We start from the raw sequence: 23193 nt of genomic DNA on the forward strand, positions 1-23193 counted from the left end.
CTCAGGCGCTGGCGGCCTTTCGCTGGTCTGCATCGCCGTCGCTTTCGGCATAGCGGCTGGTGCGGAAGGGCAGTCCCAGATGATCGCGAAGCGTTTCGCCCTTCAGCTTCGGATCGAAATAGCCGCGGCGCTGCAGGATGGGCAGGACGTGATGCGCGAAGTCGTCAAAGCCTTCAGCGATCACGGGGAAGCCGAGAATGAAGCCGTCGGCAGCCTCCTCGTCGATCCAGCGGATGATCTCGTCGGCGATATGATCGGCGGTTCCGATGAAGGCCGTGCGCGGCGTTGCCGCATCGAGCGCCACCTCGCGCAGTGTCAGGCCGTTCTCACGCGCCGTCTTCTTGATCCGGTCGGTCGTGGCGCGGAAATTGTTGCGGCCGATATCGCCGAGTTCCGGGAATTGTTCATCCAGCGGATACACGCTGAAATCGTGGTGATCGAAGAACCGGCCGAGATAGCGCAGGGCCTCCTCGATGGTAACAAGACCCCGGATTGCCTGATACTTGGCTTCCGCCTCCTCCGCCGTCGCCCCAACGATCGGGCCGATGCCGGGATAGATACCGATTTCCCTGGCGCTGCGGCCCTGAGCGATGGCGCTCTGCTTGAGCTGCTTGTAGAAGGTCTTTGGCTCCTCGATCGGGCCGCCATTGGTGAAGACAGCGTCGGCGTGCTTTCCGGCAAGCTTTATGCCGGAATCCGAGGCGCCCGCCTGGAAGACGACCGGCTGCCCCTGCTTCGAGCGGCGGATGTTGAGCGGCCCTTCGATGCGGAAGAACCGCCCCTTGTGATCGAGCCGGTGCATCTTTTCGAAGTCGGCATATTGCCCGCTGTCGCGGTCGCGGATGAAGGCATCGTCATCCCAGGAATCCCATAGCCCCTTGGTCGCGTCGATATATTCCTCGGCGATCTCGTATCTTAGCTCATGCTCGGGATGCTCGCGCCCGTAGTTGCGCCCGGATCCTTCGAGCGGCGAGGTCACGGCATTCCAGCCGGCGCGGCCGCCGCTGATGAGATCGAGCGACGCGAACTGGCGGGCGATGGTGAAGGGGTCGCTATAGGAGGTCGAGACCGTACCGACGAGACCGATCTTCGACGTCGAGGCGGCCAGCGCCGACAGGATCGTCAGAGGTTCGAAACGGTTCAGAAAATGCGGGATTGACTGCTCGTTGATATAGAGGCCGTCGGCAACGAAGGCGAAGGCGATGCCCACGTTTTCGGCCTTGCGCGCCGTATCGATGAAGAACTGAAGATTGGTCGATGCATCGGCCGGGCCGCTCGGATGCTTCCAAGCGTTCATGTGGCCGCCCGGGCCTTGCAACATGATACCGAAAGTGACGTGTTTCTGAGCCATGATGTGTCTCCGGAGCGCAGTTAGGCAGCGAGTGAAAGGCGTTCTTTGGCGAGGAGCTCGATCGACGCCAGACGTTCGCTCGGCGTCAGAGCCGGCGTGTCGAGCACGAATTCCTGGACGCCATATTGGGAGTGGAGGCCGTCGAGCGCGTCGCGCACCTGGCGTGCCGTTCCATGCAGGACACTTGGGATCTTCTCCTCGGTCCTGAATTCGGCGACGCCTGCCTGTCTGGCATATTCTGCGGCCTGCTCCTCATTGCCGACATTCACGGTCTGACCGTTCGGCAGGAACAGCTTGACGATCCGCAGATCGCCGACCCGCTGGCGGGCCCGTTCGGCATTCTCGGCGGCAAAGGCGGCGAGCGCGAGGATCGGAACATCCCCTCCGGTTGCCTGGGCGTAAGCATCAAAGGTACGCTTGAGATTGTCGGGATCGCCGTTCAGATGCCCGGCGAAAACCAGCCGCCAGCCTTTCTCGGCCGCGAGAAGCGCGCTTTCGACACTGGCGCCCAGCAGAAAGCGTTCGGGCTTGACCGGCGGGATCGGCGTTGCAGCGGCGCGGTCTTCACGCGTCTCAAAAGCGAGGTAAGCGTTCAGGTCCGAGAGCTGGTCGGCAAAGCTCGGCTTCAGCGCCGGATCGATCGCGACCTGCAGCGCGCGCGTCGAATATGGAAAGCCGCCCGGCGCTTTTCCGACGCCGAGATCGACACGCCCCGGCGCAAGAGACGAGAGAACGTTGAAGGTCTCGGCAACCTTGTAGGCGCTATAGTGCTGCAGCATCACTCCACCGGAGCCGATGCGGATCGAGCGCGTCCTTGCCAGAAGATGGGCGATCAGGACCTCAGGCGCCGAGCTTGCCAGATTGCTCATGCTGTGGTGCTCTGCCACCCAGAAACGGTGATAGCCGAGCTCTTCAGCGGCGGTCGCAAGCTTGACGGCCGCCACGAGCGCTTCGGCGGCATTGGCGCCCTCTTCGATCGGGGCCTTGTCGAGCAGGCTGAGAAGATATGTCATCACGACGCCTCATTTATTTCTATATTGTCTATAAAATCAGTAGATAATTGCCATCGTAAGGAACCGCTTTCTCTTTGGAGTTGAAAGAAGGGAAAAATCGACCGTGCCGCTCGCGCATGACGGCGTTAGCGTCGGCCTGCGCGAAACACCGTCTTCATCATGGAAAGGATTGTCATGCCCGAAGCACTGGAAAACGTAAGGATCACCCTGGCGTCACGGCCGAAAGGATCGCCCGTACCGGAGAATTTCCAGATCGAGCGGCAGCCGGTCCCCGCCGCGGCGGAAGGTGAAGTGCTGCTGCAGATCCTCTTCCTGTCGCTCGATCCCTATATGCGCGGACGCATGGATGACGCCAAATCCTATGCCGCGCCCGTCGGCATCGGGCAGGTCATGGAGGGCGGTACCGTTGCCCGCGTCATCCGCAGCCGAAACAGCGATTTCGCGCCCGGCGATCTCGTCCTGTCGCATTCGGGCTGGCAGACCTATGCGACGTCAAACGGTGAGGGGCTGCGCAAGCTCGATCCGCAGCAGGCGCCGCTGACAACCGCGCTCGGCGTTCTCGGCATGCCCGGCTTCACCGCCTATGCCGGCCTGCGCAACATCGGCAAGCCACAGCAAGGCGAGACCGTCGTCGTCGCTGCCGCCAGCGGCGCTGTCGGTGCGGTGGTTGGCCAGATCGCCAGGATACGCGGAGCCCGGGTCGTCGGCATTGCCGGTGGGGCCGAGAAATGTGCCTATGTCAGCGGCGCGCTCGGCTTCGACGTTGCCATCGATCACCGCGCGAAGGACTTTACCGCTCAGCTCCTCTTGGCCTGCCCGGATGGAATCGACGTCTATTTCGAGAATGTCGGCGGCCATGTCTGGGAAGCGGTCTTCCCGCTTCTGAACGACTTCGCACGCGTGCCCGTCTGCGGGCTGATTGCGCATTACAACAATGAGGCGGCGGAGGGATTCGACCGCCTTCCCGGCTTCATGCGCGCCGTTTTGCGCAAGAGCCTGACCGTGCGCGGCTTTATTCAGCGCGAGTTCGCCGCGCAGCGGCCGGATTTTCTTGAAGAGGCATCCGGATGGCTGGCGGACGGCCGCCTGAAATTCCGTGAGGATATCGTCGATGGTCTGGACAATGCGCCCCAGGCTTTCATCGGCCTGCTGCAAGGCAAGAATTTCGGGAAACTGATCGTGCGTGTGAGCGAATGATTGGCCGGCGAAAGCCTCGGGCTGCGGTCCATGGCCGATAGAACCTGTGCGATCGTCCACGCGCTGCCAAAAATCCAGCAATCGCGTCAATTTTAGCTATTCCTGAAACGAGATTTGATCGTTCATCCGCCTACTTTAGGTTTTGCTAACCCCGTGGCGATGACATGCTCGAATTGCAAAACAAGGTTCTGGAACGCATTGCCAAGGGCGAGCCGCTTGCGGCAACGCTGGAGGCGCTTTGCCTGCTGGTTGAGATCAGGCTTCCGGAGGTCAAATGCTCTGTTCTTCGGGTTGAAAACGGCAGACTCCATCCGCTCGCAGCCCCGTCCCTGCCCCATTCCTATAGCCAGGCTCTCGACAATCTGGAGGTCGGACCGGCTGCCGGGTCGTGCGGCACGGCCGCCTTCTACGGTGTCCCTGTTATCGTCACAGATATCGCAACCGATGGCCGATGGGCGGCCTATCGCGATCTGGCTCTGCCGCTCGGTCTTCTGGCATGCTGGTCCACCCCAGTGATCAGCGCAGGCCGGGTCATCGCAACCTTCGCTCTTTATTTTCAGGAGTGCCGGCGTCCTGACGATGGAGACAAGGAAATCATCGAAACCTGCACGCATCTCTGCGCCATCGCCATCGAGCGCGATGAAAGGGTCCGCGAGCGCGAACGTCTGACCTACACGGACGCGCTGACCGGCGAAGCCAACCGCGCACGGTTCAACGAAGTGCTGGAAGAACTCCAGACCGCCAACCGCACCTTCGGTCTGCTGCTTGCCGATATCGACAATCTCAAACTGGTCAACGACACCTTCGGGCATGGTGCAGGCGATGCGCTGATCCGGACGGTCGCCAGGCGCATCGCATCGGTCGTTCCGCCGGAGCGGACTTTCAGGCTGGGTGGCGATGAGTTCGCCGTGATCCTCGATGGCGGCGGCATGGAGGAGCTGGCAGCCTGTGGCGATGCCATCCTTCGCGCCGTCAAGCGGCCCGCCCAGTGCGACAAGCATGTGGTCTTCCCATCGATGACGGCGGGCGGCGCCGTTGCCGGAGATGGTGATCCCCGCCAGAATGCCGATGTCGCGCTTTATCACGGCAAGTCCCGGCACCGCGGCCAGTTCACCGCCTATTATCCCGGCATGGGCACCGCGCTGACGCGGCGTTTCCGGGCCATTCGCGATGTTGGTATCGCGCTGGCGGAGCGGCGTATCGAAGCGCATTACCAGCCAATCGTCCGGCTGGACACAGGCGAGGTCGTCGGCTTCGAAGCGCTGTGCCGTATGCGCACGCCGGCCGGCGAGACGGTCGCGGCGGCCCATTTCCATGAGGCGATGCTGGACGGCGAGATCGCCTTGCAACTGACCGAACGGATGCTCGACATGGTGACATCGGACATGCGCCGGTGGCTTGATCTCGGCCTCCCCCTTCAGCATGTCGGGATCAACCTTTCGGCTGCCGATTTTCATACCGGCAATCTCCGAGCGAAACTGGACGAACATCTCATCGGCAAAGGCGTGCCGCTGGACCATGTGATCCTGGAGGTGACGGAATCCGTCTATCTCGGCCCCCGCGACCACACGGTCGGCGACGAGATCCGGGCGCTTCGGGAACAGGGCTTGCGCGTCGCGCTCGACGACTTCGGCACCGGTTATGCCTCGCTCACCCACCTGCTGACCGTCCCCGTCGATATCATCAAGATCGACAAGTCCTTCGTCGATCGCCTGATCAGCGAAGAACCGGGTGCCGCCATCGTCGAAGGACTGATCGGCATCGCTCACAGACTTGGCATCAAGGTCGTTGCCGAGGGTATCGAGACCGAAGAGCAGGCATCGCATCTTCTCGCCATGGGATGCATTCTCGGCCAGGGTTTCGTCTATTCCCGCGCTGTCGGGTTTGATGCCGCCACCGAACTCCTGAGAACCAGGGGTCAAAAGCCCGACGACGCCGGTGAGAACAACCGGCCTCCACTGCGCCACGACCGCCTTAGCCGGGCACTTTGAAGCAGGGGGCGCCTTCGTCACGTTACAACCTTGAAATCGCTCTAGCTCGCGACACCTAACCCGTGAAAGCGAGCCCATGACGCAGATATCTCATTCGACACTCACCCCGGCGCAGGCGACCACGGCGTTGCTGAACTTTGCCGATACGCTCCTCAGCCTGCTTGCCGGCCTCCGGGACGAAGACCGCGCCCAGATGGGTGCACTCATCACCGATGTGTCGCAGACGCTGCGGCGCCTGGCCGACGATATCGCCGGCGGCGACCCTGATATCGCATTCGAAGTCATGAGATCGGCCGCGCGTTTGATCAGCGTTCTCAGGCTTGCGGTCAACCGGCGGCCTGCCGGATCCCGCCTGCACTGACCCGAGCCCGGCATTCCCGTAAATAATTGCCGGCAGATAGGAGTCGGCGATGGTTGAGACAGCGAGAAAATGACACGCTATCCGATGTTCAGCCCGCAATTGCTGATCAGCTTTGTCGCGGTTTGCGAGACCAGCAGTTTCACCCGCGCCGCCGATCGCGTCTCGCTGTCGCAATCGACCATCAGCCAGCAGATCCGGCGGCTGGAGGAGCTGCTGGGAAAAGCGCTGCTCGAGCGGACGTCGCATGAGGTGCGGCTGACCGAAGAAGGCATCAAGCTGCTGAGCTATGCGCGCCGCATCATCGCGCTCAACGAAGAGGCGCATGACGCGCTGACGGGGCCATGGAGAGATGGCGTCTTGCGGCTCGGCATGCCGGAGGATCTGACCGTACCGACCATCGACCTTCTCGCCGAATTCAAGCGCGAGCATCCGCATCTGCGGCTGGATGTCTCAAGCGGCCTCAGCCGCGAGCTGCACCGGGCCTATCTGCTGGAAGAGCTGGATCTTGTGCTCGTCAAGCAGGTGCGCGTGCATCTGCCCCGGGCCGCGCGCGCCGAGCCGCTGCTCTGGTTCGACAGCGAAAAGTATCCGGCGATCGAACAATCCCCGGTGCCGATCGCCGTCTTTCCTGTCAACGGCCTTTACCGCGAAGAACTGTGCGAGACGCTTGAAGGCCTCGGCCTCAGGTGGCGCGTCGGCTATAGCAGCGGCGGGCTCGCGGCGCTTGCCGCAGCCTCTGCCGCTGGCCTTGGCGTCAGCCTCCTGCCGGCAAGCTGCCGGCTTCAGGGGCATCGCGTGCTGGGTACCGCCGAGGGTCTGCCGCCGATCGAGAATTTCGAGCTCGCGCTGTTTTACCGCGACACCGCCTCGCCGCTCGCCCTCGATCTCGCCGAGCGTCTCATTTCCTTTTGCGGCCTGAAGCACCACTGATCATTCGCAAATCGAATAGTCACCATTGTCATATGTCGCTGCCATCGCGCCGCGTCATTTCCTAAAATGGCCTCATCCATTTCATGCACGACGATGAGGAGACGATCATGCACAATGCCGTATCGCAAAGCCGCAGAGCCTTCCTGAGCCGAACCGGACAGGTGACGACAGCCGCAGCGCTTGCGGGCCTGACAGGCGGCATGAGCCGCGAGGCCGCAGCTGCCGATTGCGCCAGCGAAGCCGATGTCACAGCCATCACCGATAACCACTACCTGCTGACGGATGTTCGCCTCGAAGACGGTTTCGAACGCGACGGCGATATCGTCACCGGAACCCGCACGTCGCTGAATACGCTTGAAATCAAGGACGGCAAGATCGCCGCGCTGCACGCAGCCGGCACTACGCTTCCATCTGGCGTCCCTGTCTATCAGGCCAGCGGCCAGCTGGCGCTGCCGAAGATGCGCGACATGCATATCCATCTCGACAAGACCTTCTACGGCGGTCCGTGGAAGGCGCCTCTGCCCCGTCAGGGCAAGACGATCATGGACATGATCGCGCTTGAGGAAAAACTGCTGCCGCAATTGCTGCCGACATCCGAGCAGCGGGCCGAGGGTCTGATTGCGCTGATCCAATCCAAGGGTAGCACGGTCGCCCGCAGCCACTGCAACATCGATCCGGTCAGCGGCCTGAAGAGCCTGGAACACCTGAAACTCGCGCTGGAAAAGCACAAGGACAGCTTCGATTGCGAGATCGTTGCCTTCCCCCAGCACGGCCTGCTGCACTCGAAGGTCGATGGCCTCATGCGAGAGGCGATGCAGATGGGCGCCGCCTATGTTGGCGGTCTCGACCCGACGAATGTCGACAGCGCCATGGAAAAGTCGCTCGATGCGATGTTCCAGATTGCGATCGACAGCGGCAAGGGCGTTGATATCCACCTGCATGAGACGAGCCCGGCCGGTGTCGCCGCGATCGACTACATGATCGACACTGTCGAGAAGAACCCTGTGCTGAAAGACAAGGTGACCATCAGCCATGCCTTCGCGCTGACGACGCTTTCCCCGGAAGCGCTTGACGAAACCGCCGCGCGGCTGGCGGCGAACGGCATGACCATCGCCTCCACAGTGCCGATCGGCGGATTGACGATGCCCTTGCCCCAACTCAGTAAGGCCGGCGTCTTCGTCATGACCGGCACCGACAGCGTCATCGATCACTGGTCGCCATTCGGCAGCGGAGACATGCTGGAAAAGGCCTATCTCTACGCCCAGCTCTATCGTGGTTCCGACGAGTATCACCTGTCGCGGTCGCTTGCCATTTCGACCGGCGGCATCCTGCCACTCGACGCCGATGGCAATCGCGCCTGGCCGAAGATCGGCGACGAAGCGGGCTTCACGCTTGCCAGCGCCAGCTGCTCCGCAGAGGCCGTCGCCCGCGTGTCGCCGCGCAGCGCAACGTTCCACAAAGGACGCCTCGTTTCCGGCGGCGTCGCCAAGGCGTCATCCTGATAATCGATGCATGACGCGCTGCCCGCAGATAGCCGCAGCGCGTCATGGCTTGCTCCAGCAAGTTTAGTTCCGGCCGCCGTTCTTGTGGCCGGAGTGTCGCTTCGTGTTGAGCAGCGCCGAGGCGCTGCGCCGCAGCAGCGATTTCGGCCTCTTCTTCCGCGGGATCAGATCGATATCGCTGACAAGCTTGGCGCCGCCGTCGCGGCGTTCCAGGGTGATCTTGCGGCTGTGAAATGCTTCCAGCTCGACCCGATGCGCGACGCTGACGATGGTGACTTTCGGCAATTCGCGGATCACGGTTTCCATCATCTGCTCCTGGCTTTTCTCGTCCAGAGCCGACGTTGCCTCGTCCAGCACGATGATATCGGGATTGTGCAGCAGCAGGCGCGCGATGGCCAGCCTCTGCTTCTCGCCACCCGACAACGTCTGGTCCCAGGGCGCGTCTTCCTCGATCTTCTCACCGAGATAGCCGAGCCCGACCGCCTCCAGTGCCGCCAATACTTCCTCCACCGTCCAGTCATCGGCGGCACGGGGATAGGCCGTTGCCCTGCGCAGCGTCCCGGAGGGGATGTAGGGCCGCTGCGGCAACATGAACAACCGGCTGCCGGCGCGAAAATTGACGCTGCCGCGCCCCCACGGCCAGAGGCCCGCAATCGCCCTGACGAGCGTGCTCTTGCCCGAGCCGGATTCCCCGGCAATCAGAACGCGCTCGCCGGGTTCGATATCGACCTGGGTTTCCTTAACGACGGACGTCCCGTCATCGAGCGATACCGAAAGCTCGTTCAGGCTCAAAATGGCATCCCCTTCCGTCTCCCCGCGCTGGATGCGGCCGATCGAATCGTTGTTCTCGGCGCGCTCAAGGCCGTCCAGCGACATCATCAGCGAGGCGATACGCCGGGCACTGGCATTCCAGTCCGCCAGCCGCGGATAGTTGTCGACCAGCCAGCCGAATGCCGCCTGCACGATGGTGAAGGCCGAGGCCGCCTGCATCACCTCGCCAAGCGTCATGCTGCCGTCGAGAAACTTCGGAGCGCATAGCAGGATAGGAACGACAGGTGCGATGAGGCTCGATCCCTGCGATACCAGTGTCGTACGCATATGCTGGCCCGCAAGCAGTGCCCATTGCTTTAGAACCTTTCCGAAGGTGCGGTCGACGTCGTTACGCTCCTCTTCTTCGCCGCCGAGCAAAGCGATGCTTTCCCCGTTTTCCCGCACATGCGTCAGCAGATAGCGAAACTCGGCCTCTGCCTGGTTCTTGACCTCGGAGACGGCAACGAAACTGCGTCCGATAATGGCGATCGACGTGGAGGTGATGCCTGCATAGAGCACGGCGGCAATGACCAGAAAGCCCGGTATGGTGACCGTCGAGCCTGCAACCGGAAGCGTCAGCGCACCGCCGATGGTCCACAGCACCACGATGAAGGTCGAGGCGGACAGAAATGCCACGAGCACGCCGGCAACGAAATCGACCGGCGATTCCGTCGCGATCCGCAGATCCTCGGAAATGCGGGCTTCCGGATTTGCGTGATCGCCGCCGATCAGGTTCAGTTGGTAATAACGGCCATTCGCCAGCCAGCGCTGGATGACGGCCGATGTCAGCCAAGAGCGCCAACGCCGCTGCATCATCATGCGAACGGAGACCTGCGCCGTGACGAGTGCGACACTTGCAAGCACCAGCGGCAGGAATACCGCGCTCAGATAATAGATGGTGCCTGCATCGCGCGTCTCGATCGCGTCGAAAATATGCCGGTTCCAGAGGTTGATCCCGTACTGGAGGCCGACATTGAGGATGATCATCGCCAAGAGGCCGATGGAGCACGGCCATGACGATCGGTCGCCGTGACGGCCCCAATAGCCGCGGGCGCTGATCCAGAACCGCCGCAGCAGATAGCGCTTGCGCGCATGCTCGGCTTCTTCCGGCGTCAGTCCCGGATCGGGTTCAACGGCATCCGGCGGCGGTGGAGCCTCGACAACCGGCCCCACGCCCTGAGGCGATTTCGCGGCGCCATCCGGTTTGGCACCGTCGACCGATTTCGGTTTCAGTTCTGCTTCGGTCATGAGCCGACAACGGCGCAAAAATCAAAAGGTTTCACGCCGGCCGGACAATTTGGGTCGCGCCCGCAAGACGTCCTCTAGAACAGCGGTGCGTGCCGGTTGACGTCCTTGTAGAGCAGGTAGCGGAAGCGGCCGGGGCCGCCTGCATAGCAGGCCTGCGGGCAAAATGCGCGCAGCCACATGAAATCGCCGGCCTCGACTTCCACCCAATCCTGATTGAGGCGGTAGACGGCCCGGCCTTCGAGAACATAGAGACCATGCTCCATGACATGGGTTTCCATGAAGGGGATCACGGCGCCCGGTTCGAAGGTGACGATGGTCACATGCATGTCGTAGCGGATGTCGGCGGGATCGATGAAGCGCGTCGTCGCCCATTTGCCGTCCGTGCCGGGCATCGCGCCCGGTTCGTGCTGGTCCTCATGGGTGAAGATGGCGGGCGGCGCCTCCAGCCCCTCGACAGGCTGGAATGCCTTTCTGATCCAGTGGAAAGTCGCAAGCTCCGCGCCGTCATTTTGCAGCGTCCATGCACTGCCGGCAGGCAGATAGGCGAAGGATCCGGCGCGAAGCTGATGGACGCGTCCTTCGTGTCCGATCGCCAATGTCCCCGACACGACGAAGATAGCCGTCTCGGCCCGTGGCTCACCTTCCGGCTTGGTGCTGCCGCCGCCGGGCGCCACTTCCATGATATATTGAGAGAAGGTCTCGGAAAAACCGGTCATCGGCCGCGCGATGATCCAGGCACGGGTCTTTGACCAGTGTGGCAGATAGCTGGTGACGATATCCGTCATCACGCCCCGCGGGATGACCGCATATGCCGTGGTAAAAACCGCCTTGCCGGAGAGGAGATCGGTCTGCGGCGGAAGGCCACCGGGAGGGGAGTAATACGAGCGGTTTGCCATGGTCATTCTCTCAGCGTTTTCGACGGTTCGGACGGTAGTCTTCGGCACGCGGCGGCTCAAGACCGGTTTTGCAATCCGGCGGATTTTATCGGGCGCATCAGGAGGTGCGGCCCCTCCTAGAAATTCGCAACCAGTCTCGCCTGTGCCGTACTGGATTGCAGGCCCTTGCCGAACTCGCCGGAATAGCTGAGCGTCAGCCAGGTGGATTTGGTGAGTGCTGCGGAGAGGCCGAGCCTCACCAGCAGGGAATCCTGGGGCATCTCGACCCCTTCGATGACGAACGGCGAGCCGCCTGCAAAGGCCAGGCTCGAATACGGCGTCAGGTCGCCGGCGAGATGCCGCCAGCCGAACATGCCGGAGACCTTGACTGGAAGATCGCCCTGCGGCCAGTCGGCCGACCAGCGAAAGCCGATCGTCGAGGCGACGATCGCGTCGTTGCCGTCCGTAGCCGACAAGGCCGCCGCACCGCCGCTCTCGCGGAAGCCATCGCTATCCAGATTGACGTAGGCAAGGTTGGCGAAGGGCTGCAGCTTGATGGCATCCAGCTCCTGCGTCCAGGAGATGCCGGCGAAGACCTGGCTCGTGGCGCTGGCATAGCCGGCGGTCAGCTGATCAGCAAAGGTGCCGAAGGCGATGTCGCGCTGGGTCGATGCGTCGTTGTGAGAATAGATGGCCCCACCGACGAGGTCGAGGGGTCCGAAATCGCCCGCGGCATAAAGACCGCCGTGATATGAATCCGTATCCGCCTGATCGAGGGCATCGTGGCTGTAACCGGCCATCCCGCCGAGACGCCAGTGATCCGAAACCGGCACGTCCCCACCTGCGATGATGCCTGATGTCGTGGTGTCGAGACCGGCGGCGTTGCCATCGCCCTGCCAGCTGTTTGAAGACAGGAAGCCAGCGCTCCAGAATGTTGCCTGGTCGTGCTGCTGATCGGTGCGCGATGCCACTTCCTCGATAATTGCATCGCGGGCAAAGCGGCTTTCCCACAGCAAAGCGCTTTTGAGCGAAGCGTGAACCTCGCCGCTTAGCTGTGAGAAGGCGCTGTTGGCGGTGCTGATATCCAGCGGCAGAACGGCGTCATAGACACCATTTCCCGAACCCAGGGCCTCGACAGCAGCCGCTGTGGAACGGCCGTTCGCCGTCTCCGCGACATCGGCGAACTGCACACTGTTGCGATCCAGCTGCATGTCGGTAGCGGTCGTGCCGTAGGTCAACGTCGGCGACAGGAAGGCGAAGTTGCTCGTGACGTCATCGAAGGTGCCGGTGATGTTGCCGGCGCTGAGGATCGTGTAATTGGTTGCCAGCCCGTAATTGCCGCTCGCCGCCCTTATATCCAGCGTGCCGCCCTGGATATCGACGGCGCCTGTCGCGTCCACCTTGTCGGCAGCACCACTGGCGTCGATATCCACCTGATAGGTCGAGCCCGCGCGAAACGTCAGCCCCCCCGTTACCGCAAGCGTTGCAATCCCCGGGCCAGGCGAAAGGATGCCACCCGAATTCACCGTCAGGCCACCGACGACGCCGCTGCCGGACAAAAGGCCGCCGCCGAAAATATCGACCGCGCCGGATATCGTTCCGTCATTGACCAGCGAGCCGCCGGACACCGTTGCCGGCCCGCTGATCGTCCCAGTGTTGGCAAACGTGCCTCCGCTGTTGACGAGTGACGCGATGGTGCCGTCGTTAGAGGCGTTGCCAGCGTTCGTGACGGCGCCCGCGACCGCCCCGCTATTGTTGGTGAAACTGCCTGCTGCCCCAACAGCGACGTCATCGAGCGTTGCGTTGTTGACGACGCTGCCGCCGTTGACGGTCGTCGCCCCCGTGACTGCACCACCGCCGTTGTTCGTGAACGTGCCGCCGTCGTTCTGAAGCGAGGCGACCGTGCCCGCATTGGTCACGGTGCCGGAATTCTTGATCGCACCGGCAGTTGCGCCGCTGTTGTTGACGAAGGCGGCGACCGCAGCGACATCCGCATCGGTGATGACAAAATTGTTGGTGACAGCCCCGCCTGTAACAGTCGTCTTACCCGTCACCGTCCCGCCGGCATTGTTGGTGAAAGCGCCGCCGGTGTTGGTCAGGGCATCGATCGTACCGGCATTCGATGTGTTACCGGCATTGGTGACGGCGCCGGCCGCCGCGCCGCTGGCATTTGTGAACATGCCATCTGCACCGACATTGACGTTGTGAAGGGTGGCATTGTTTGTCACCGTGCCGCCCGAGACGTTGGTGCCGCCGGTAACGACGCCGCCGAAATTGTTGGTGAACGACCCGGCGTCGTTCTGAACGGAGCCGATCGTTCCGGCGTTGGTGAGCGCGCCGGAATTCCGGATCGCACCGGCCGTGGCTCCATTGTTGTTGACGAAGGCGGCAACGGCGGCAACGTCCGCGTCGGTGATGACGAAATTGTTGGTGACCGTGCCGCCGGAAACCGTGGTTTTCCCGGTCACCGTGCCGCCGGTGTTGTTGGTGAAATTGCCCGCCGTATTCGTCAGAGTGCCGATCGTCCCGGCGTTGGAAGCCGTCCCGGCATTGGTGACCGTCTGGGTGATGGCGCCATTGTTGTTGACGAACGTCCCGCCCGCGGAAACATCGACGGCATCCATCCCGCCATTGTTGGTCAATGCGGTCGCCGTTCCGACCACGGCGCTGTCGAGCGTGCCGTTGACCGTCACATTGCCATTGTTGAGCATCAGGCGGCCGTTGAGGTCGCCATCGACGGAAAGCGCGCCGCCATCCAGGCTGACATTCGAGTTCAGTATGCCGCCCGCATTGATGCTGACGCTACCCGAGCTGATCGTGGTGCCGTTCGTCGTATTCAGCACGCCCGTATTGGTAATGGTGACATTGCCGCCGCCGACATCGAGCGTTCCAACAGAAACGCCATTTGTGACCTGCGGAGATCCGGTGTTGACGACAGCGGTGTCGGCTGCGCCGGGCGCGGCAGGCGTCCAGTTCGAACTATTACTGAATTCATTGTCCGAGCTGCCCGACCACGCCGATTGGGCAAGGCCGTGCACAGGCAGCACCACGGAAGCCAGCGCCGTGAACAGGCCTAGACGGCGGGAGAATGCCGGAAGCAGTGGTTTCATCAGGTCGGCCGACGCTAGCAAGCACCCGCCATTCGCCGGCGGGACGGTTAACAATTCCTATCCGAGCCTGGTTAATGAAGTCTTACATCGTTGGGTTGAAAGCCCTTTGCCGAATCCTGATCGACCGGACGGGAAACGCTGAAACCGGCTCGCTAGTGGACGGCCGGCTCCGAGTCATCGAGGAAGGACGCGATCCCGTCGCGGGCGATGGTCGCCAGGAATTCGTCGAACGCATCGCGGTCGGTCTCGAACGGTTCGTCCCAGCGGATCAGGTCTTCCGACTGGGTCACGACTTCCATCGTCCAGTCTTCCTGGCTGCCCTGGGTCCGGAAAATGTCCACAAGCACGGTGACACCATCTTCCGTGAATTCACCTGACAGCTCCGAATGTTCAAGCTTCGGTTCCTTGGCCTTTTTCGCCACTTTAATCTCCTGCGCCATCCGGCGCATGTTCGGGACACTTTCAAACGTAGCTAGGTGTCGTGCTGGCCGGTGTCAACCGGCGCTTCCCTCGACAGCAGCCAGTTGACCACTTCCCGGAAAGGCATCAAGGCTGGCAGCCATGACGACGAAGCTTATAAGCGGACCGGAGAACAGCCAGCTGGATATTCCCCGGAGCCACCAACCGCTGATCATCTTCACGGATGGCTCCTTCGAGCCAGGTGCTGCCCACGCGGGATGGGCCTTCGTCGTCTATGCGGATGAGGTCGAGGTGCTTGCAAGCGCCGGGCGCTTCCCGGCTGCGCCAGGGAATAATGCAGTCGAACTGACCGCAATCCTGAACGCCGCTCGATGGCTCAACGCCCATGCCGCTAACCGGCAGGCCGTCATTCTGACCGACTCCCGCTATGTGCTGGAGGGCTGCAATCGATGGCGTTTCATCTGGAGAAGCAACGGCTGGAAGAGGATCGAGCCTGACAGCCGCCGCAGGAAGCGGGCGATTGCCGATCGCGCGCTGTGGCAATCCCTCGATATCGAGCTTCAGCAGAACGACCAGATCACCGTCAACTGGTGCAAGGCGCATTCCGGCATCGCTGGCAATGTTCGCGCCGACGCGCTGGCGACACAAGCGCGTCTGGCGAAGACGGGCGACAATATCAGCGCTTCAATATGAAGACCGCCTTGCCGCCTTGAGACGCCTCGATGCCCTCCTTGGTCCGCTTCAGCATCAGGCATTTTTCCGCAGCCTGCGGCTCGGTCCTGATGCAGATCCCGTCCGCCACGGCTTTCCAGGTCGGGTGAATGCTGACCATGCTGTCGCTGATCGTTCCGCCGCCATCCGGTTTGAAAACCAGGATATTCGATACCCGGCGCTTGACGACATACATTTCCCAGGGATTGCCGTCGGCAACCACGCGCGCCAGAGACTCGGCAGCATACGCGCCGGGTGCCGAAAGCATGGTAATTGCGACGGCAGCAGCGGCGAACAACCCGCCGGAGGATTTTTTGGACATCAGTGACTTTCTGAGCGTTGATGGGGCCTGGCGCCGATTGCACGCAATCGTCACCGCAACGAGGCGCAAGGATGAGTCGAGCGCGCCTGTATCCGGTCTTGCCATTCAACATGGCATTTTTGAGTCTGCCGCGACCTGTTTCAGATGCCTGCTCACCACCTGTCGGCGGTCGGCCATCTGAGATGCGGATCACTCGCGTCCAAAAGAAAAGGCCGGGCGAACAATCGCACCGACCTTTCTTTATCGCTTCAGCCTCGTGCCAGTACATCCGTGGTCACTGTCTGAGCGATGTCATGGGGTTAGTCTATTCCGCCTGCATGGATTTGCAAGCACGGTTTGATACCAAATTCGGCTAGGATCGCGGCCCGCGCTGTATCAGGCAAGCTTCTGGCGTCCATAGAGCAGCAGCATGCAGACGATGACCGCGCCGTAAATCAGCTGCCGTCCGGCTTCCTCGATCTGCATGACGGAGAGGATCGATTGCAACAGGGTAATCAGGATCACGCCTGCAACCGTCCCGAGATATGAGCCCTTGCCGCCCAGTACATGGGTGCCGCCAAGAACGACAGCGGCAATCGACGGCAGCAGATAGGCATCTCCCATCGATTGCGAGGCCTTCGACGCATATCCGGCAAGCAGCACGCCGCCGAGCGCGCTCAGTGCACCCGATATGACAAAGGCGAGGAGCGTGATCCGGCGGGTATCGATGCCGGACATGTAGGCGGCCCGTTCACGGTTGCCTATGGCGTAGAGCGAGCGGCCAAATGTCGTCCGCGTCAAGAGGAAAACGGTGAGAATGCCGGTGACGAGCCAGACGAGCACGCCGTTTGGAATGGCCGGAATGAGGTAGCCGGTAGCAAGAAAGCGCATCGCTGGAGAGGCCGCGTCCTGCGGCGCGAAACCGCCGGTATAGACGACCATCAGACCCTGGACGACGGCATTGGTCGCGAGCGTGATGATCATCGATGGAATACGCAGATAGGCAACCGCTGCACCGTTGAAGGCGCCGATTGCCGCACCACAGAGGATACCGAAGGGGATCGCAACGATCGAGCCCGCCGTACCATAGGCCGTTGCCGCACAGGCCATCATCGCGCCCGCCGTCACCACCCATGGCACCGAGAGGTCGATCTGGCCGAGCAGAATCACCATCATCATTCCCGTCGCGATCACCCCAAGAAACGAGGCGACCTTCAGCTGCTGCAGCAAGTAGTCGGGAGACAGGAAATTCGATGAGTAGATCGAGCCGCCGAGCAGCAGCAGAATGATGCAGCCGAAGGCGATGGCGACGGCCGGATCGACGCTGCGAAGACGGACCGGAATGATCGACTGGCGCATGTAGGATGCATCCTCACTCATTGGAACCACTCCAGCCGGTTGCGAACGCGGGCAAGCCCGATGCAGCCGATGCTGATCGCCGCCATCAGCACGATCCCCTGGAAAAGGGGCTGCCAAAGCGGATCGAGGTCGAAGACGAACAACAGGTCGCCGATGGTGCGGAAAGCCAGGGCGCCGAACACCGCGCCGATGGCGCTGCCCTTGCCGCCGGCCAGCGACACGCCGCCAAGCACCACGGCGGCAATCGAATAGAGCGTATAGGCGTTGCCGCTCGCAAACGCCGCCTCGCCGGTATAGGAGAAAAAGGTCAGGTATAGGCCGCCGATCGCCGATAAGAGCCCGGCCAGCGCATAGGCTGCCAGCTTGGCCCGCTTGATCGGCATGCCCGACATATAGGCGGCGTTTTCGGACGAACCCGCGGCATAGGCCGCGCGGCCAAGCACCGACCGGCTGAACGGTACCCAGATGATCAGGATCGTCAATGCCAGGACAATCAGGCTGGTTGGGAAAATGCCGAACAGCTTGGAGGTGAAGGCATCGGCCAGATCCTCGTTCACCGATCCTCCCGGAGTCGGCCGCAGCAGCAAGGCGAGGCCGAAGAAGATGGCACTCGTCGCGATCGTCGTGACGATCGGCTGCAGCCTGCCGAAAATGATGATCAGGCCATTGAGCAGGCCGCAGGCAAGGCCGGTCAGCAGCACCGCGACAATGCCAAGACCTGTTTGCAGCGGTGTGCCGACCACGAGCCACGACGCAAGGCAATTGCAAAGGATCAGGATCATGCCGGCCGAAAGGTCGATGCCCGCGGTGATGACCACGAAACACTGCGCCATGGCGACAAAAGCAAGCAGCGTTGCCTTGTTCGACGCCGTCTGAACGACATTCGGCGTGAAGCCCGCGGGATGGTTGCTGACATAGATCACGAACATGACGAGGAACAGCGCCGCGGCAAGCAGCGTGCCCTTGTGCTGAACATACCAGAACCGCCAGTCGCTTGGAGACTTCGCGCTCATTGCCCGATCCTTTGTTCGACGGCCTGCGGATTGATGTTGAGTGCGCTGGCGATCAGTTCATGCTCGTTGATCTCTTCACCTTCGAGCGAGCGGATGACTCTGCCGTCATACATGACCAGAACACGGTCGCAGCAGCCGATCAGCTCATCGTAGTCGGTCGAGTAGAAGATGATTGCCGCGCCATCATCGGCAAGCTTGCGCAACAGCGCGTAGATTTCCTGCTTGGTGCCGACGTCGATGCCGCGCGTCGGATCGTTGAGCAGGGTGATCTTCGGGCGGTTCATCAGCCATTTGGCGATGACCACCTTCTGCTGGTTGCCGCCGGACAGGGCCCCCACCGGCATGTCGATCGTTGCGGCCTTGATTGCAAGGAGCTTCAGGAGTTCGTCGATCCTCGCCTGCTCGGCACTGCGATCGATGACGCCATGCCTGGAGACGCTGCCGAGTGCGGCAATCGACAGGTTTTCGCGCACGGTCATCGGCAGCATCAGCCCTTCCGTCTTGCGATCCTCAGGGATCAGCGCAATCGACGTGCCGCCCGACTTTGCCTGTTTCGGGCTCCTCAATGCCACCGGCTGACCGGCAACCTCGATACTGCCCTTGGTGTCGCGAAGCACGCCGAACAGCGCCAGCAGCAGTTCGCGCTGCCCCTGCCCGTCCAACCCGCCGAAGCCGATGATCTCGCCGGGGCGAATGTCGAAGCTGATATTTGACAACCTGTCTCCCCAGGAAAGCCCGCGGCAGGAGAGCACCGGGGCGCGATCGGCCGGTTTTGCAGGCTTCGGTGGAAAGACATTGGTGTATTCGCGGCCGATCATCAATTCGACCACCTGCTGATCGGTCTTGGTGCCGGCGGGATACGATTCGATGCTGCGGCCATTGCGAAACACCGTGCAATCGTCGGCGAGCGCTGCGATCTCGTGCATGCGATGGGAGATGTAAACGAGTGCCATGCCTTCCGAACGCAACCGCTTCAACACGCCGAAAACCTTCTCGACATCGGATTGGGTCAAGGCCGACGTCGCTTCGTCCAGGATCATCAGCCTGGGCTTGCGGGCCAGCGCCTTGGCAATCTCCACCATCTGGCGGCGCGACAGCGGCAGGTCCTTGACCAGCGACGAAGGATGAATGTCGGATGCGCCGGCGCGTGCCAACGCTTCTTCGGCTATCGCCCTTTGCCGGCGCCGGTCAATCAGGCCGAAGCGTAAGGGCGGGTTACTGATGACGATATTGTCGGCAACCGACAGGTCCGGGATCAGCGACAGCTCCTGAAAGACGCAGACAATACCGGCAGCCGTTGCTGCAGCCGGACTGGCGAAGGAGACCTCGCCGCCATCGAGCAGTATGCGCCCTTCATCGGGCGCGACGGCACCTGCCATGATCTTGATCAGCGTCGATTTTCCAGCTCCGTTTTCGCCAAGCACGGCATGGATGGCGCCGGGCCGGATAGCGATGCTCGCATCCTTCAGCGCGATCACACCGCCATATCGCTTCGATACGCCGTCCATCCGGAAAAACGGTTCAGGCAAATTCATGCGTCCACCTCCCGCGGTCGCAGCAACAGCAAGGCTGCGGGCGCGAACGCCCGCAGTCAATATGGCAAATTGGACCGCTTACTGGTTTTCCTTGCTCTGCCCCATGATTTCCTGGGCGGTGAAATTGATGCCGCAGGTGGGGAAGGCATTGCCGACGAAGAAATTGTCGGATTCCTTCGGATAGTAATCCTGGCCTTCCTTGAAATCAGGATCGGACACGAGCGCCGTCGGCAGCTTGATCGCCTGCGGGATCACCTGCCCCTCAAGAGCAGCAATCGCCGTCTTGATGGCGACGGCAACCTGGGCCGGGCCAGTGCCGGCCGACGTGCATTTCAGGCCATCGCCGGCATGGGCAGCGCAGAGCTTGCGGAAGCCGTTTTCGGTCTCGCCACCAAACGGCACGAAGGGATGCTTGGCATCGATCATCGCCTGGACGACGCCGGTATCACCGCCCTGGGCGGTAATCCCGTCGAACGGGCCGTTGGTGGCAATTGCGTCGGCCGTGGCCTTCTGCGCGACGCCGTCGTCCCATTTGCCGACGACTTCGGTCACGTCAAACTTCTTGCCGGATGCGGCGAGCGTTTCCTTGATGCCATCGTGGCGGTCGGTATCGACGGATGTGCCGGCTACGCCGCGAACTTCGAGAACCTTGCCGCCCTGAGGCATATGCTTGACCAGCCAATCGCCCCAGATGACCCCGAGACCTTTCTGGTCGACGTTGACGTTGATCGCGTCCTTGCTGTCGAGCGTGTTGTCGAAGGCAACCAAGACGACACCGGCCTCCTTGGCGCGCTTGATGACCGGGCCAAAGGCTGTCGGGTTCTGCGCATCGACGACGACGGCGTCATATCCGGCGTCAATGAAGTTGTTGATCGCCGATATCTGTGCCGGCACGTCCTCGCCGGTGGAGACGACCTTGAACTCCTTGAGCTTTGCCTTGACGTCAGGCTGCGCGGCATACGCCTTCGCCGTCTGCACCATCTGAATGCGCCAGGTATTGGCGATATAGCCGTTCGCCAGCGCGATGCGGTACGGGCCTTCTTTCTTGGGGAACTGCAGGAATTGCGTATCGGACGCCCATGGCGTCATGCATTGCGGATCGGCGGCCGGGCCGGAGACGACTTTCGGCTCCGCATAGGCAGCACTGCACAAAAGAGCCAGCATGGGCGCGGCAAGGCCAGCGAGCCGGATGGACTTCGCTTTCAACGACTTGGGCATGAATGTCCTCCTCCACGAGGCGGATCGAAGCCGCCTCTCCAGTATGATCTGATTGGCATGCTTGATCCGGAAGGCTCCATTCCCATCCATATCCGGAACGGCAAAAAGGTAACATAGTTGACAGCGCTGTCAAATTCTATTTGCTAGCGCTGTCAACTATGGCATAACTATAGATATTCTGACTTCGCATAGAGAAATATATCATACCGGAGAATTACTTCATGCGACGCGTGACATTGGACGATGTTGCAAGTCTTGCGGGCGTCAGCCCGATTACCGTGTCACGGGTACTGCGCAAGCCCGATGCCGTCTCCGAGGGCCTGCGCATGCGTGTCAACGCCGCGGTGAAGGAGCTCGGCTACGTGCCGAATATCGCCGCAAGCCGGCTCGCCTCTGCCCGTACTCACGCGATCGGCGTCATCGTGCCGACGCTCTACAACGTGATCTTTGCCGAGTATCTGTTTGCCTTGCATGAAGTGCTCGTCGGCGCCGGCTTTCAGGTCATTGTCGTCAATAGCCGCTATTCGGAACTCGAGGAGGAAAATGCCGTCAAGGCGCTGCTCGGCCAGCGGGTCGAGGCGATCATCATGGCCGGCATTCACCACACGGCACATGCGCGGCAGCTGCTTGCTCATGCCAATATGCCCGTCGTCGAGACATTCGAGCTCTCCGACGATCCCATCGATATCAATATCGGCATGTCGCAGGAGAAGGCCGGCTGGGCGGCGACACGCCACCTCATCGAGCGCGGTTTCCAGCGCATTGCATTCCTCAGCGGCAATCTCGATCATCGTTCCCAGTCGCGTTTCGATGGATACCATCTGGCGATGAAGGAGGCGGACTATCAGAGCCTGGAGCTCGTGACGCAGAAACCCCGCCACAGCTCCATCGCGCTTGGCTCGGCACTTTGCGCCGAGATGTTCGAACGCGGCAACATTCCCGAGGCGATCTTCTGCACCGACGACAACCTTGCGCTTGGCGCCATGCAGGAGTGTCGGAAACACAATATCCGGATTCCGAGCGACATCTCGATCATCGGCTTCCACGACCTGGAATTTGCCGCCTGCGCCTCCCCTTCGCTATCGTCCATCGCATCGAGACGCTACGAGACCGGCAGGCTCGCCGCTGAAAAAGTTCTGGCGGCCGTCAACGCCAGCACCGCCCATGGCGCCGAGCAGATCGATCTCGGCTTCAAGCTGATCGTGCGCGAGAGCACGGGCGGACAGCGATCTTAGGCGATCAGGCGGCGTCGAGACTGGGCGGCTGATGAACGACGAAGCGGTTTCGTCCCGACGCCTTGGCGCGGTACATCGCCCGGTCCGCTTCCTCGTAGAGCGAAGCCGAGGTCGATCCCGATCCGGCCCATGCGACGCCTATCGAAGCGCCGAGCGCGATATCGTCCCCCGCATTCCACTGCATGGCGGCGACGATGCGGTTTGCCGCGGTCTCCACCTGCTGGATCGAGGCGCTCCTGTAAATGACCGCGAATTCGTCGCCGCCAATTCGGGATACGAGATCAGCACCTTCGGCGGCAAAATTCAGCCGGCGCGCCGCCTCGATCAGGCAGGAATCGCCGACTCGGTGGCCGAGGCTGTCGTTGACGCGTTTGAAGCCGTCGAGATCAACCAGCAGCAGCGCGCAGTCGGTCGCCAGCCCGGACCCGACGAGGGTATCGAGGCGCTCATGGAACCTGAAGCGGTTCGCCAGTCCCGTCAGATGATCGAAATCGGCACGATGGCGGATTTCCTTCAGCATCATGATCTCGAGCGTCACGTCCTGCTTCAGCCCGAAGATCCGCACCGCCTTGCCGTTTTCGGATTCGACCCGCGCCGTGATCCTGATCCAGCGGCGATTTCCCTTTCGGGTGATCACCTCGGCGTCGAGCGAAAAGCTGCCGAGCTGCTCGATCGCGGCACTGCGAAGCCGCTTCAATTCGCTGAGCGTCTCGGCGGAATACATGGTGACGATCTCATCGCGCACCAAAGGTGTTCCCGGATCGACATCGAAGAGCTCGTAGACCATGTCGGTCCACCACAGGCGCTCATCGGCAAGACTGCATTCCCAGGCGCCGATGCGGGCAGCCTTGGAGCAGCTGTCGAAGACCTTTTTGAGATGATAGACGTCGCTCGCGAGATCGATGCGATCGACCTCAACGGTGTCCGTTCGGCTTGATCGTTTCCTGACCGGGGACGACGACGGCATCATGTTCCTCCATCCCGGCTATGGGATGACGGAAATCTGACATGGA

Annotated in this window: 19 protein-coding genes; 7 read left to right on the plus strand and 12 right to left on the minus strand. The window is 61.8% G+C overall.

Going from position 1 to position 23193, the window contains the following annotated elements:
• Position 1 precedes the first annotated feature (1 nt).
• Both AC1DIJ_RS22125 and AC1DIJ_RS22130 read right to left on the minus strand, forming a co-directional pair.
• Positions 2 to 1351: an LLM class flavin-dependent oxidoreductase gene (locus tag AC1DIJ_RS22125; RefSeq protein ID WP_112389946.1), complete on the minus strand. Its 1350-nt coding sequence runs from the start codon at positions 1349 to 1351 to the stop codon at positions 2 to 4.
• Between the two features lie 20 nt (positions 1352 to 1371).
• Positions 1372 to 2364 carry an MsnO8 family LLM class oxidoreductase gene (locus AC1DIJ_RS22130; protein WP_112389947.1) on the minus strand — a complete coding sequence of 331 codons (993 nt, stop codon included), beginning with the start codon at positions 2362 to 2364 and terminating at the stop codon, positions 1372 to 1374.
• 174 nt (positions 2365 to 2538) lie between these two features.
• Here AC1DIJ_RS22130 and AC1DIJ_RS22135 point away from each other — a divergent pair, with 174 nt between their 5' ends.
• The 5 genes from AC1DIJ_RS22135 (at position 2539) to AC1DIJ_RS22155 (ending at position 8345) form a co-directional block, all read left to right on the plus strand.
• The gene (locus tag AC1DIJ_RS22135) at positions 2539 to 3561 is read left to right on the plus strand and encodes an NADP-dependent oxidoreductase (RefSeq protein WP_112389948.1); all 1023 of its coding nucleotides are present in this window, start codon (positions 2539 to 2541) and stop codon (positions 3559 to 3561) included.
• A 164-nt stretch (positions 3562 to 3725) separates the two neighbouring features.
• The gene (locus tag AC1DIJ_RS22140) at positions 3726 to 5552 is read left to right on the plus strand and encodes a bifunctional diguanylate cyclase/phosphodiesterase (protein WP_112389949.1); all 1827 of its coding nucleotides are present in this window, start codon (positions 3726 to 3728) and stop codon (positions 5550 to 5552) included.
• Between the two features lie 76 nt (positions 5553 to 5628).
• Positions 5629 to 5913, plus strand: coding sequence for a hypothetical protein (locus tag AC1DIJ_RS22145; protein ID WP_112389950.1), 285 nt, complete (start codon positions 5629 to 5631; stop codon positions 5911 to 5913).
• Between the two features lie 69 nt (positions 5914 to 5982).
• A complete protein-coding gene (locus AC1DIJ_RS22150; protein WP_112389951.1) occupies positions 5983 to 6843 on the plus strand; it encodes a LysR family transcriptional regulator in 861 nt (286 codons plus the stop codon).
• Between the two features lie 107 nt (positions 6844 to 6950).
• The gene (locus AC1DIJ_RS22155; RefSeq protein WP_112389952.1) at positions 6951 to 8345 is read left to right on the plus strand and encodes an amidohydrolase family protein; all 1395 of its coding nucleotides are present in this window, start codon (positions 6951 to 6953) and stop codon (positions 8343 to 8345) included.
• Between the two features lie 63 nt (positions 8346 to 8408).
• Here the strand turns inward: AC1DIJ_RS22155 and AC1DIJ_RS22160 are convergent, their stop codons facing one another.
• From AC1DIJ_RS22160 to AC1DIJ_RS22175, 4 genes are all read right to left on the minus strand, one after another.
• On the minus strand, positions 8409 to 10403 hold the full coding sequence (locus tag AC1DIJ_RS22160; RefSeq protein WP_112389953.1) for an ABC transporter ATP-binding protein/permease: 1995 nt from the start codon (positions 10401 to 10403) through the stop codon (positions 8409 to 8411).
• A 74-nt stretch (positions 10404 to 10477) separates the two neighbouring features.
• The gene (locus AC1DIJ_RS22165; RefSeq protein ID WP_112389954.1) at positions 10478 to 11299 is read right to left on the minus strand and encodes a bifunctional allantoicase/(S)-ureidoglycine aminohydrolase; all 822 of its coding nucleotides are present in this window, start codon (positions 11297 to 11299) and stop codon (positions 10478 to 10480) included.
• Between the two features lie 116 nt (positions 11300 to 11415).
• Positions 11416 to 14388: an autotransporter outer membrane beta-barrel domain-containing protein gene (locus tag AC1DIJ_RS22170; RefSeq protein ID WP_112389955.1), complete on the minus strand. Its 2973-nt coding sequence runs from the start codon at positions 14386 to 14388 to the stop codon at positions 11416 to 11418.
• A 152-nt stretch (positions 14389 to 14540) separates the two neighbouring features.
• Entirely contained in the window at positions 14541 to 14810 is a 270-nt protein-coding gene (locus tag AC1DIJ_RS22175) for a hypothetical protein (protein ID WP_405049668.1), read from the minus strand.
• A gap of 139 nt (positions 14811 to 14949) precedes the next feature.
• On the opposite strand from AC1DIJ_RS22175, the gene AC1DIJ_RS22180 reads away from it, so the two are divergent.
• The gene (locus AC1DIJ_RS22180; RefSeq protein WP_112389956.1) at positions 14950 to 15501 is read left to right on the plus strand and encodes a ribonuclease H family protein; all 552 of its coding nucleotides are present in this window, start codon (positions 14950 to 14952) and stop codon (positions 15499 to 15501) included.
• On the opposite strand, the gene AC1DIJ_RS22185 is transcribed toward AC1DIJ_RS22180, so the two are convergent.
• The 5 genes from AC1DIJ_RS22185 to AC1DIJ_RS22205 all read right to left on the minus strand — a co-directional run bounded on the left by AC1DIJ_RS22185 (position 15485) and on the right by AC1DIJ_RS22205 (position 20945).
• Complete coding sequence (locus tag AC1DIJ_RS22185; RefSeq protein WP_112389957.1) at positions 15485 to 15841, minus strand: hypothetical protein; 357 nt, start codon at positions 15839 to 15841, stop codon at positions 15485 to 15487. The two genes, AC1DIJ_RS22180 and AC1DIJ_RS22185, sit on opposite strands and share 17 nt — an antisense overlap.
• Before the next feature lie 375 nt (positions 15842 to 16216).
• Positions 16217 to 17200: an ABC transporter permease gene (locus AC1DIJ_RS22190; protein WP_112389958.1), complete on the minus strand. Its 984-nt coding sequence runs from the start codon at positions 17198 to 17200 to the stop codon at positions 16217 to 16219.
• A complete protein-coding gene (locus tag AC1DIJ_RS22195) occupies positions 17197 to 18192 on the minus strand; it encodes an ABC transporter permease (RefSeq protein ID WP_112389959.1) in 996 nt (331 codons plus the stop codon). The genes AC1DIJ_RS22190 and AC1DIJ_RS22195 overlap by 4 nt, the downstream gene beginning before the upstream one ends.
• Complete coding sequence (locus AC1DIJ_RS22200; RefSeq protein ID WP_112389960.1) at positions 18189 to 19727, minus strand: sugar ABC transporter ATP-binding protein; 1539 nt, start codon at positions 19725 to 19727, stop codon at positions 18189 to 18191. The genes AC1DIJ_RS22195 and AC1DIJ_RS22200 overlap by 4 nt, the downstream gene beginning before the upstream one ends.
• Positions 19728 to 19805: 78 nt before the next feature.
• On the minus strand, positions 19806 to 20945 hold the full coding sequence (locus AC1DIJ_RS22205; protein WP_112389961.1) for a sugar ABC transporter substrate-binding protein: 1140 nt from the start codon (positions 20943 to 20945) through the stop codon (positions 19806 to 19808).
• A 221-nt stretch (positions 20946 to 21166) separates the two neighbouring features.
• Here AC1DIJ_RS22205 and AC1DIJ_RS22210 point away from each other — a divergent pair, with 221 nt between their 5' ends.
• Positions 21167 to 22180, plus strand: a complete 1014-nt coding sequence (locus AC1DIJ_RS22210) for a LacI family DNA-binding transcriptional regulator (protein WP_112389962.1) — start codon at positions 21167 to 21169, stop codon at positions 22178 to 22180.
• Between the two features lie 4 nt (positions 22181 to 22184).
• On the opposite strand, the gene AC1DIJ_RS22215 is transcribed toward AC1DIJ_RS22210, so the two are convergent.
• A complete protein-coding gene (locus AC1DIJ_RS22215) occupies positions 22185 to 23147 on the minus strand; it encodes a GGDEF domain-containing protein (protein WP_112389963.1) in 963 nt (320 codons plus the stop codon).
• Between the last annotated feature and the right edge of the window lie 46 nt (positions 23148 to 23193).

The sequence above is a fragment of the Rhizobium sp. 10N427 genome (assembly GCF_056394605.1).

Bases quoted from the DNA above. Each gene is read 5' to 3' on its own strand.
- AC1DIJ_RS22125 (WP_112389946.1), bottom strand. From the start codon at position 1,351: ATGGCTCAGAAACACGTCACTTTCGGTATCATGTTGCAAGGCCCGGGC.
- AC1DIJ_RS22130 (WP_112389947.1), bottom strand. From the start codon at position 2,364: ATGACATATCTTCTCAGCCTGCTCGACAAGGCCCCGATCGAAGAGGGC.
- AC1DIJ_RS22135 (WP_112389948.1), top strand. From the start codon at position 2,539: ATGCCCGAAGCACTGGAAAACGTAAGGATCACCCTGGCGTCACGGCCG.
- AC1DIJ_RS22140 (WP_112389949.1), top strand. From the start codon at position 3,726: ATGCTCGAATTGCAAAACAAGGTTCTGGAACGCATTGCCAAGGGCGAG.
- AC1DIJ_RS22145 (WP_112389950.1), top strand. From the start codon at position 5,629: ATGACGCAGATATCTCATTCGACACTCACCCCGGCGCAGGCGACCACG.
- AC1DIJ_RS22150 (WP_112389951.1), top strand. From the start codon at position 5,983: ATGACACGCTATCCGATGTTCAGCCCGCAATTGCTGATCAGCTTTGTC.
- AC1DIJ_RS22155 (WP_112389952.1), top strand. From the start codon at position 6,951: ATGCACAATGCCGTATCGCAAAGCCGCAGAGCCTTCCTGAGCCGAACC.
- AC1DIJ_RS22160 (WP_112389953.1), bottom strand. From the start codon at position 10,403: ATGACCGAAGCAGAACTGAAACCGAAATCGGTCGACGGTGCCAAACCG.
- AC1DIJ_RS22165 (WP_112389954.1), bottom strand. From the start codon at position 11,299: ATGGCAAACCGCTCGTATTACTCCCCTCCCGGTGGCCTTCCGCCGCAG.
- AC1DIJ_RS22170 (WP_112389955.1), bottom strand. From the start codon at position 14,388: ATGAAACCACTGCTTCCGGCATTCTCCCGCCGTCTAGGCCTGTTCACG.
- AC1DIJ_RS22180 (WP_112389956.1), top strand. From the start codon at position 14,950: ATGACGACGAAGCTTATAAGCGGACCGGAGAACAGCCAGCTGGATATT.
- AC1DIJ_RS22185 (WP_112389957.1), bottom strand. From the start codon at position 15,841: ATGTCCAAAAAATCCTCCGGCGGGTTGTTCGCCGCTGCTGCCGTCGCA.
- AC1DIJ_RS22190 (WP_112389958.1), bottom strand. From the start codon at position 17,200: ATGAGTGAGGATGCATCCTACATGCGCCAGTCGATCATTCCGGTCCGT.
- AC1DIJ_RS22195 (WP_112389959.1), bottom strand. From the start codon at position 18,192: ATGAGCGCGAAGTCTCCAAGCGACTGGCGGTTCTGGTATGTTCAGCAC.
- AC1DIJ_RS22200 (WP_112389960.1), bottom strand. From the start codon at position 19,727: ATGAATTTGCCTGAACCGTTTTTCCGGATGGACGGCGTATCGAAGCGA.
- AC1DIJ_RS22205 (WP_112389961.1), bottom strand. From the start codon at position 20,945: ATGCCCAAGTCGTTGAAAGCGAAGTCCATCCGGCTCGCTGGCCTTGCC.
- AC1DIJ_RS22210 (WP_112389962.1), top strand. From the start codon at position 21,167: ATGCGACGCGTGACATTGGACGATGTTGCAAGTCTTGCGGGCGTCAGC.
- AC1DIJ_RS22215 (WP_112389963.1), bottom strand. From the start codon at position 23,147: ATGCCGTCGTCGTCCCCGGTCAGGAAACGATCAAGCCGAACGGACACC.